The organism is Micromonospora sp. 4G55 (assembly GCF_016803375.1).
Map to the genome: position 1 here is coordinate 1 of NZ_JAEVHN010000169.1, position 11,077 is coordinate 11,077.

Genomic DNA, 11,077 nt, shown 5'->3' on the forward strand with positions numbered 1-11,077 from the left:
GCCGCCCCGGCCGAGTGCGCGACCGCACCCCCGTCGTCGACGCGGTTTGCGGCGTGTCGCGCTGACGAGCGCCCCGGACACCGCGACACGCCGCAAGCCCCGCCGCGCCAGGCGAGCACCGGCCCGCCCGAGATGATCCACACGGCTTGGCGGCAGGTCGCGGCCACGAACGCTGCGGACACCGCGACCCGCCGCGAACGGCGCGGCGACGAGGACGGCGGTGAGGACGGGGACGGGGTGCTCCGGGCGGCGGAAGCCGCCGGGCGCGCGGTCCGGGCCGCTCGGCGCGTACCGGCCGGACGAGTTGTCGCGGCTTTCCGGGCCCACGACTACCCTCAGCCGGGTAGGAGACGCAGGTCACCCGACGAAGGAGTCACCGCATGAGCGAGGCATTGGCCAACCTGCTGAACGAGACGCGCCAGTTCCCGCCGCCGGCCGCACTCGCCGCGGAGGCCAACGTCACCGCCGACGCGTACGCGGAGGCCGCCGAGGACCGGCTGGCCTTCTGGGAGCGCCAGGCCGGGCGGCTCGCCTGGGCGAAGCAGTGGGACCAGGTGCTCGACTGGTCGAACCCGCCGTTCGCGAAGTGGTTCGTCGGCGGCCGGCTCAACGTGGCGTACAACTGCCTGGACCGGCACGTGGAGGCCGGCCGCGGCGACAAGGTGGCGATCCACTGGGAGGGCGAGCCGGGTGACACCCGCACCCTCACCTACGCGGACCTGCACAAGCTGACCTGCCAGGCGGCGAACGCGCTGACCGAGCTCGGCGTGACCGCCGGCGACCGGGTGGCGATCTACATGCCGATGATCCCGGAGGCCGCGGTCGCGATGCTCGCCTGCGCCCGGATCGGCGCGACGCACAGCGTGGTCTTCGGCGGCTTCTCCGCCGACGCGCTGACCAACCGGATCCAGGACGCCAGCGCCAAGGTGGTGATCACCGCCGACGGTGGCTACCGGCGGGGCAAGCCGTCGGCGCTTAAGCCGACGGTGGACGAGGCGGTGGCGAACTGCCCGTCGATCGAGCACGTGCTGGTGGTCCGCCGCACCGGCGAGGACGTCGCCTGGTCGGCGAAGGACCACTGGTGGCACGAGACGGTGGAGACCGCGCCGGCCGAGCACACGGCGGAGGCGTTCGACGCCGAGCACCCGCTCTTCATCCTCTACACCAGCGGCACCACCGCCCGGCCGAAGGGCATCCTGCACACCACCGGCGGCTACCTGACCCAGACGGCCTGGACGGCGCACGCGGTGTTCGACCTGAAGCCGGAGACGGACGTCTACTGGTGCACCGCCGACATCGGCTGGGTCACCGGGCACTCCTACATCGTGTACGGCCCGCTGGCCAACGGCGCCACCCAGGTGATGTACGAGGGCACCCCGGACACCCCGCACAAGGGCCGGTTCTGGGAGATCGTCGACAAGTACCGGGTCACCATCCTCTACACCGCGCCGACGCTGATCCGCACCATGATGAAGTGGGGCGAGGACATCCCGGCCGGCTTCGAGCTGTCCTCGCTGCGCCTGCTCGGCAGCGTCGGCGAGCCGATCAACCCCGAGGCCTGGATGTGGTACCGCCAGCACGTCGGCCGGGGTGAGCTGCCCATCGTGGACACCTGGTGGCAGACCGAGACCGGCGCGATCATGATCTCGCCGCTGCCCGGCGTGACCGCGGCCAAGCCGGGCTCCGCGATGACCCCGCTGCCGGGCATCAGCGCCGACGTGGTGGACGACCAGGGCAAGTCGGTGCCGAACGGCGGCGGCGGTTACCTGGTGCTGCGTGAGCCGTGGCCGTCGATGCTGCGCACCATCTGGGGCGACGACAACCGGTTCATCGAGACGTACTGGAGCCGGTTCGAGGGCATGTACTTCGCCGGTGACGGGGCGAAGAAGGACGACGACGGGCACGTCTGGCTGCTCGGCCGGGTCGACGACGTGATGCTGGTGTCCGGGCACAACATCTCCACCACCGAGGTGGAGTCGGCGCTGGTGTCGCACCCCTCGGTGGCCGAGGCGGCGGTCGTCGGCGCCACCGACCCGACCACCGGCCAGGCGATCGTCGCGTTCGCCATCCCGCGCGGCACGACGGACACCGCGGGCGAGGCGGGCGAGAAGCTCATCACCGAGCTGCGCAACCACGTGGCGAAGACGCTCGGTCCGATCGCCAAGCCCCGGCAGATCATGCTGGTGCCGGAGCTGCCGAAGACCCGCTCCGGCAAGATCATGCGCCGGCTGCTGCGGGACGTGGCGGAGCACCGCTCGCTGGGCGACGTCACCACCCTCCAGGACTCCTCGGTGATGGAGCTGATCTCCTCGGGAATGAGCGGCGGCAAGTCCGACGAGGACTGACGGCAGGCGTACCCGATCGGTGGGTGGCGGTCCGCGCGGACCGTCACCCACCGTCGTTTTCTGACGGGTACGACGCAGGGTGTGCCGTCGGCGTCACATCGGTCGGTCGGATGAGGCCGGAGAAGCTGAACGGCCACAGGAGACGTCCACCCCTGTCGTTCATTGTCTTTCTGATTTAGTTTCACGCAGGTCAGGTCGGTTCGATGGACATCACATCGATACAGTGCGCCGGCCGGCTCCTCCCTCCCCATGCCCGAGAATTGGAGCGGCATGAACACATCTCCGCAATCCGGGTCGCGTCGACGCCTACTCGTCGCGCTGCCCGCCATCGCCCTCGCGGCCACGTCACTGACCGTGACGAGCAGTGCGGCGGCCCAGACGTCCGGTCCCGCCAGGGCCACCATCGGGGCGGACGAGTTCTACATCAACTACGCCGAGCCCGCCGTGCAGCCGGACACCACCGGTCCGGAGGTCAAGGGCGCCGGCCGTATCTACGCCCCGGCCCTCGACAAGGCAAAGGCCTACGACCGCAAGTACGCCGGGGGCAACCCGGTGGCGGCGCGTGAGCTGGCGAAGCTCGAGGCCAAGGCGATCAAGACCGGGCAGAACCCGCGTCAGATCAAGGGAGCCAAGGGCACCCAGACCGCGAAGCTGCTGACCCTGCTCGTGGAGTTCAACGATCAGGCGAACGACGACTTCACCGATGTGATGGTCCCTAAGACGGTCTTCGAGGACCGGAGCTGTGTCCTCGGCACCGTGCAGAACGGACCGAAGCACAACGGCATCCCGGACCCGGCGACGCTGCCGCACAAGGACAACAACTCCATGTGGGTGCCGGACTTCTCGCCCGAGCACTTCGACAAGATGCTCTACACCAAGGAGGGCATCACCGAGCGGGTCCGCAAGGACCTGACCGGGCCGGACGGCAAGCCGGGCGTCAGCCTTGCCGGCCGGACGATGCACAACATGTACCTCGAGATGTCCAAGGGCGCGTACACGGTCGACGGGCAGGCCAGCCCGTGGATCACCGTGCCGCACTCGGAGGCCTGGTACGCCGCGTCCCGCTGCTTCCAGAACGACAAGGGCGAGTGGGTCGCCGGCGCGATGCAGTCGATGAACGGCCACCCGGACAACCCGCTCGGCGCGGGCCGGCTGGCCACGGACGCGGTCGACGCGTTGGCCAAGATGGACCCGAGCTTCCCGTGGGCCGACTACGACATCGAGGACCAGGGCGACGTCGACGGCGACGGCAACTTCAACGAGCCGGATGGCGTGATCGACCACCTGGTGCTGGTGCACGCCGGCATGGGCAAGTCCCGCGGCGGCGGTGACCAGGGCGTCTACGCGGTCTGGGCGCACTCGTCGGCGGTGGCCGGCGGCTACACCGTCCCGGGCACGCAGCTGAAGGTCTCGAACTACATCGTGCAGCCGGAGGACGCCGGCGTCGGCGTCTTCTCCCACGAGTTCGGCCACGACCTCGGCCTGCCGGACCTCTACGACACCTCCGGCACCCCCGGCTCCGACTCGGACGTCGACTTCTGGGACCTGATGGCGTCCGGCTCGCACACCGGCGAGATCTTCCAGGCGCTGCCGACCCACATGGGCCTCTGGGACAAGTGGGTGCTCGGCTGGGCCGACCCGCTGACCGTCACGCCGGGTTCCGTCCCGCGTGACGTGCAGCTCGGTCAGACCTCGAACACCCCGGTCGGCACCAAGGACGGCATCAAGGTCAACCTGCCGAACAAGGTGATCACCCTGGCCACCCCGCACAGCGGCGCCAACATGTGGTACGGCGGCGCCGACCAGGACTGGGCCGACGTGAAGCTGTCCCGCCAGGTCGCCGTGCCGGCCGCGGCGACGCGAAGTTCTGGATGTGGAACAACTACGTCATCGAGGAGGACTGGGACTACGGCTTCGTCGAGGTCTCGACCGACGGCGGGACCACCTGGTCCGAGCAGAAGGTCTACGACGCCGCCGGCAACCTGGTCTCCACCAACGACGGCTACGCCGACCCGAACGGCCGGATGGGCGACTACGGCGGCAAGAAGTACGGCCTGACCGGTGACAGCCACGGCTGGCGTCACGACTACGTCGACCTGTCGGCGTACGCCGGCAAGACCGTGCAGCTGCGGCTGCGGCAGGCCACCGACGCCGGGTTCCTGGAGCGGGGCTGGTTCGCCGATGACTTCTCGGTCACCGGCGGTGGCGCCACCACCTGGAGCGACGACGTCGAGGGCGGCGCGAATGGCTGGACCCAGACCGGCGGCACCTGGGCCGGCACCACCGGCGCGGGTTGGCACGTCGACTCGGGCACCCAGGTCAAGGCGCACTACTACCTGGCCGAGTGGCGCAACTTCGACGGCTTCGACAAGGGCCTGAAGTACGCCTACGACACCGTCTACTCCCACGAGGCCTGGAAGGTCGACCGGATCTCGTACAACGCTCCCGGCATGCTGGTCTGGTACCGGGACACCGCGCTGGGCAACGTCAACCACGTGAGCGCGCAGCTCACCGCGCTGCCGAGCTACGGCGCCAAGGGCGGCCTGCTGATCGTCGACTCGCACAACCAGCCGCTGCGCCGGGCGGGTGAGGCGGCGGTCAAGGACACGTCGACGCTCGACAACCTGCCCAGCCGTCCGCAGTCCTCGAACGCGGCCTTCTCGCTCACCTCGACGTACCCCTTCCAGGAGTGCCTCGAGGCGACGGACGAGCCGTACAGCGAGTACTGCACCAGCTTCGGCGCCCAGGCGCCGGTGGCCGGCTTCAGCGACGCGAAGGGCTGGTACCCGGGGCTCGAGGTTCGCAGCGGGAAGCTCTTCGCCCGGGACGCCGACGCCTCGGTGGTCATCCCGTCGCGGGACGGCGTGCCGTACACCACCCGGATCACCAACCCGGACGGCACCCCGGCGACCGGCCTCTACGGCACCGATCTCGGGTTCACCGTGCTGGGCTCGGGCAACCCGGGTGACCAGAACGCCGCGTACGGCGTCACGATCACCATCCTGAAGGCCGCGAAGGACAACTCGTACGCCACGGTCCACGTGACCCCGGCAACGAACTGATCCGTCCCGATTCGTCCGACGGGACACACGGCGGGGCCCGTCCGGAGCACACTGCTCCGGACGGGCCCCGCTCTCTTACGCCCTCTCACATCTCTCATGCAATCGGTGTGACATTTTCGCGGCCACCAGCGCTCCATGTTGGGGACTCCATAATCACCGTCACTCTATGTGATCGTGGCCGAACCGTAACGTGAGCCGGCAGTTGATTCGCGGGCTAATTGGTGTCGGTTTGAGCCGGAATGATGGGCGCTCCTCGGCGTAATTGACCCGTGACAACTGTTCAAACCTCTGTCATGGTGAGTGACGCATGACATGACAGAGACGGCTTTGGTTGTCCCCGTCATGTAACAGTTCCACAAAGGAGGAGGACCTTTGAGGAGACGAGTCACAGCCGGTCTGGCCTCGGCCGCGGCCGCGCTGCTGGCGGCCGGTGTCGTCACGGCGCCGGCGGCCGCCGCCCCGGCGGCGGAGCCCACCCCCGGCGCCGACAAGGCGAAGCACGGCAAGGACAGCCTCCCGGATCCGAAGGCGGATCAGCAGCGGGAGGTCCGCAAGCAGGCCATCGCCGACCTGCTCTCCGGCAAGGCCAAGCTTCAGACGCGCAACGGCTCGAAGGTCATCCAGGTCAAGGACGACCTGTTCGTCGAGTACCAGCAGGCGCCGAAGACGGACCCGATCTTCACGATGCTGGTCGAGTTCGGCGACAAGACGGACCCCCGGACCGGTGGAGCTGCCGGCCCGGTCCGTAACCAGATCCCCCAGCCGGACCGCAACTGGGACGGCAGCGCCACCGACGACAACAGCACGCTGTGGCGGTCCGACTTCAACCGGGCCCACTACCAGGACATGATGTTCGGTCCTGGCGAGTCGATGCGGGACTTCTACTTCCAGCAGTCCGGCGGGCGCTACACCGTCAACGGTGACGTGAGCGACTGGGTCAAGGTTCCCTACAACGAGGCGCGGTACGGCAGCAACGCCATCTCCGAGGCCGACGGGTACTGGAACTTCGTGAAGGACAGCGCCACCTCCTGGTACAACGCCCAGGTGGCGGCGGGCAAGACCCAGGCCCAGATCAAGGAGTACCTGGCCCAGTTCGACATCTGGGACCGGTACGACTTCGACGGCGACGGCAACTTCAACGAGGCCGACGGCTACATCGACCACTTCCAGGCGGTGCACGCCGGTGAGGGCGAAGAGGCCGGCGGCGGCGCCGAGGGCGAGGACGCCATCTGGTCGCACCGCTGGGCCGCCTTCCCGAACCTCGCGGGCTCCGCGGGTCCGGCGGGCAACCTCTCCGGTGGCGTGCAGATCGGTGACACCGGCCTCTGGATCCGTGACTACACCACGGAGCCGGAGAACGGCGGTCTGGGCGTGTTCGCCCACGAGTACGGCCACGACCTCGGTCTGCCGGACCTGTACGACACCGCCGGCGGCGACAACGGCGTCGGCTTCTGGAGCCTGATGTCCTCCGGTTCGTGGCTGAGCCACGGCAAGGACGACATCGGGTCGACCCCGGGCTACATGGACCCGTGGTCGAAGCTGTTCCTCGGCTGGCTGAACCACGAGACCGTCGAGTACGGCAAGGGCAGCACCCAGGTGACGCTCGGGCCGGCCGGCGACAGCAACGGGCCGAAGGCCCAGGCTGTGGTGGTCAACCTGCCGGCGCAGACCCAGACCACGTCGTACAACACCCCGTTCGGGGGCTCGTACGAGTGGTGGGGCGGCAGCGCGGACGACCTGAACACCACGCTGACGCGTCAGCTGGACCTGACCGGTGCAACCTCCGCGTCGATCACCGCGAAGGCGTCGTACGACATCGAAGAGGACTACGACTACGTCTACGCCGAGGTGTCCACCAACGGTGGCGCCAGCTGGACCTCGCTGAGCAACTCGCTCATCGACGCCGGTGAGACCGGCGTCGACGGCTCCAGCAGCGGCAACTGGGTCGACCTGACCTACGACCTGTCGGCGTACGCCGGGCAGACCGTGCAGTTCCGCTACCGCTACCAGACCGACGGCGGCGTGCACCTCGCCGGTGTCTTCCTGGACAACGTCTCGCTCGTCAAGAACGGCGCCACCGCCTGGACCGACGACGCCGAGACGCTGGACGCGGCGTGGACCGCGAAGGGCTTCACCCGGATGACCGGTTCGATCACCGACGTGTACCCCCGCTTCTACCTGGCGGAGAACCGGACCTACTTCGGGTACGACGACACGCTGCGGACCGGCGGGTACAACTACGGGTTCACCAACACCCGCCCGAACTGGGTGGAGCGCTTCTCCAACCACCAGGGCATGCTGGTCTGGTACGTGAACTACGCGTACGGCGACAACAACACCTCGCAGCACCCGGGCTACGGCCTGAACCTGCCGGTGGACGTTCGCCCCGACAAGATCAACGTCGGCGGCCAGGGCACCATCAGCAACCGTCGCAACGGCTTCGACGCGACGTTCAGCCTGTACGCCAAGCCGGCGCAGACCTTCCACCGCAACGGTGTGGCGGTCACGCTGCCGGAGCTCGCGCCGAACCCGATCTTCAGTGACAAGGGCATCTCCAAGTACTGGACCTCGGGCAACGCGTGGAACTCGGTCAAGGTGGCCGGCACCGGCACCACGATCCAGATCCTGAAGCAGGGCACCAACCCGACCGACGACATGGTCGTGAAGGTCAGCAACTGACCAATTTGTTAACAGTGGGGCCGGTGGCGGTACGCCACCGGCCCCACTGTTTTGTGCCCGCCGCAATCTGATCGAAATCTGTCACTTTGATCCACCGCTTGCGGATTTGCGCTGCTCATCGCATTGATGAACCGCACGGATGTGACGGTGAAAAGCATTCCCAACAAAAACTTGCAACAAATCGACGCGCCCTTCTTCCCACGCGTCGCAGGAGTGTCTATCTTCACCATCAGTCCCACTAGTGGGACGACTTCACCGGCCCGTACCCCCGTTGGGCCGGTTCCCTCACACCGGAGGTACCACGTGCGCAAAGTCGCAGTGGGTCTGCTCGGGCTTTCGCTGACGGCGACAGGTCTGGTGGCGGGCACGTCCGCCAGCGCCGCGCCGACGCCGACGCTGCCAACGGCCGCTCCGTCGGTCGCCGAGCCTGCCCAGGTCGACCACGATCTGCCCAACCCGCTGGAGGAGAAGCGGCGCGCGCTGCGCCAGGAGGGCCTCAGCAAGGTCCTCTCCGGCAAGGCCAAGCCGCAGCGGGTCAACGGCAGCACGGTCGTCAAGGTCGGCAAGACCTCGACGAACGCGGCTGGCGAGAACACCGCCCGGACGGCGTCCGCATCCGCCGGCCAGACCGACCAGTACGTCGAACTGGAGCGGGAGCGCTCGGACCGGATCTTCGTGATCCTGGCCGAGTTCGGCAACGAGCGGCACCCGTCCTACCCGGACAAGGACATCGACCCGGACACCGCCGGGCCGACCCGTTTCGACGGTCCGGTGCACAACCAGATCCCGGCGCCGAACCGGGCGGTGGACAACTCCACCGTCTGGCAGGCCGACTACAGCCCGGAGCACTTCCGTCAGCTGTACTTCGGCACCAAGCAGGGTGACGAGTCGCTGAAGCAGTACTACGAGGCCCAGTCGTCCGGCCGCTACACGGTCGACGGCGAGGTCACCGACTGGGTCAAGGTCAAGTACAACGAGGCCCGCTACGGCCGGTCGAACGACCCGAAGGCAGACGACGACCCGACCGGTGACCCCGCGGTCTGCGGCGACACCACCTGCCCGAACACCTGGGCGCTGGTACGGGACGCCGCCAACCAGTGGGTCGCCGACCAGAAGAAGCAGGGCCGGTCCGACGCCGAGATCGCGGCGGACGTCAAGTCGTTCGACCAGTGGGACCGGTACGACTTCGACGGCGACGCCAACTTCAACGAGCCGGACGGCTACATCGACCACTTCCAGATCGTCCACTCCGGCGGCGACCAGGCCGACGGTGACCCGTACCAGGGTGAGGACGCCATCTGGAGCCACCGCTGGTACGCCTACGCCACCGACCAGGGCAGCACCGGTCCGGCGGACTTCCCGGCCGGCGGCACCCAGATCGGCAACACCGGCATCTGGATCGGCGACTACACGGTGCAGCCGGAGAACGGCGGCCGGAGCGTCTTCTACCACGAGTACGGTCACGACCTGGGCCTGCCGGACGACTACAACACCGGCGCCAGCGGCGACAACAGCGTCGAGCACTGGAGCCTGATGGCCCAGAGTCGGGTCAGCGCCAAGAACGACGCCGGCATCGGCGAGCGCGGCGCGGACCTCGGCGCCTGGAACAAGCTGCAGCTCGGCTGGCTGGACTACGAGACCGTGGTCCCGGCCAAGCAGGACCCGCAGACGATCGACCTGGGCCCGTCGGAGTACAACAGCGCCAAGGCGCAGGCCGCGGTGGTGGTGCTGCCGAAGCGGACCTACACCTTCAACAACGGCAAGCCGGCCGAGGGCACCAAGCAGTACTTCTCCGGCAACGACGACGACCTGAACAACACGATGACCCGGACGTTCGACTTCACCGGGAAGTCCAGCGCCTCGCTGTCGATGAAGGCTCGGTACAACATCGAGACCAACTATGACTACATGTACTTCGAGGCGTCGCTCGACGGTGGCAAGAGCTGGACGGCCCTGCCGTTCAAGGTCAACGGCCAGCCGAAGACCGACAGCAACGGTCGGAACGCTCTCGACGGCGACTCGGACACCAACGGTGACGACGAGGCCGACTGGGTCGACCTGACCATCCCGATGGATGTGGCGGCGGGCAAGGTCGTGCAGTTCCGCTACCACTACATCACCGACGGTGGCGTCTCCTCCGGCGGCTTCTTCGGTGACGCCATCACCGTGACCGCCGACGGGCAGACGCTTCTCTCCGACGGTGCCGAGGCGGGCGCGGGCGACTGGGCCCTCAACGGCTTCAGCATCGTGGAGGAGACCTACACCCGCGACTTCGACAACTACTACATCGCGGCCAACCGGGTCTACGTCTCGTACGACCAGTACCTGAAGACCGGTCCGTACTTCTTCGGCTACGCGAACACCGGCCGGACTATGTGGACCACTACGCGTACCAGCAGGGTCTGCTCGTCACGTACTGGAACCTCCGGTACGCGGACAACAACACCATGCCGTACGACAAGCGGTTCAACCCGGGCGGTCACCCGGGTGAGGGTCGGAACCTGAACATCGACTCCCGCCCGAAGCCGCTGTACAACCTGACCGGGAACGCCTGGCGCGCCCGGGTCCAGATGTACGACGCGCCGTTCAGCCTGAAGAAGGCCGACTCGTTCACCCTCCACGTGAACAGCCAGCCCTCCTACATCCGTGGCCAGGCCGCTGCTCCGCTGTTCGACGACAGCAAGCAGTACTGGTTCGCGGAGCTGCCGAACCACGGCGTCAAGGTCCCGAACAACGGGGTCAAGATCAAGGTTCTCCAGCAGAGCGGCACCTCGATGAAGATCCGCATCTCCTGATCGAGGCGCCACCAGCAGCACACGATGCCCGGGCGGGTCACCGCCCGGGCATCGCCCTTTCCGGGGAACCCCGACGGCCACCGGCGCGTCCCACCGGGGTGACACCTCGTACCGTGGCGTTGCCGGCCGCTCTCACGCTGGCGCTGCTCATCCCCCTCGCCGGCTGCGCCGGGAACGGAGGCGACGTGTCCGACGA

General features: G+C 68.1%; 3 protein-coding genes and 2 pseudogenes. All 5 read left to right on the forward strand.

Annotated features, from left to right (window positions below; translation table 11 throughout):
* Positions 1-380 precede the first annotated feature (380 nt).
* The 5 genes and pseudogenes from acs to JNW89_RS16045 all read left to right on the forward strand — a co-directional run bounded on the left by acs (position 381) and on the right by JNW89_RS16045 (position 10,881).
* Complete coding sequence (gene acs / locus JNW89_RS16030; RefSeq protein WP_238449530.1) at positions 381-2,345, forward strand: acetate--CoA ligase; 1,965 nt, start codon at positions 381-383, stop codon at positions 2,343-2,345.
* 270 nt (positions 2,346-2,615) lie between these two features.
* Positions 2,616-4,073 (forward strand): annotated as a pseudogene (locus JNW89_RS38815) (immune inhibitor A domain-containing protein); the annotation flags it as partial.
* A gap of 143 nt (positions 4,074-4,216) precedes the next feature.
* Positions 4,217-5,407 carry a hypothetical protein gene (locus JNW89_RS38820; protein WP_375155104.1) on the forward strand — a complete coding sequence of 397 codons (1,191 nt, stop codon included), beginning with the start codon at positions 4,217-4,219 and terminating at the stop codon, positions 5,405-5,407.
* 372 nt (positions 5,408-5,779) lie between these two features.
* A complete protein-coding gene (locus JNW89_RS16040; protein ID WP_238449531.1) occupies positions 5,780-8,086 on the forward strand; it encodes an immune inhibitor A domain-containing protein in 2,307 nt (768 codons plus the stop codon).
* A gap of 318 nt (positions 8,087-8,404) precedes the next feature.
* A pseudogene (locus tag JNW89_RS16045) lies at positions 8,405-10,881 on the forward strand (immune inhibitor A domain-containing protein).
* Positions 10,882-11,077: the final 196 nt, after the last annotated feature.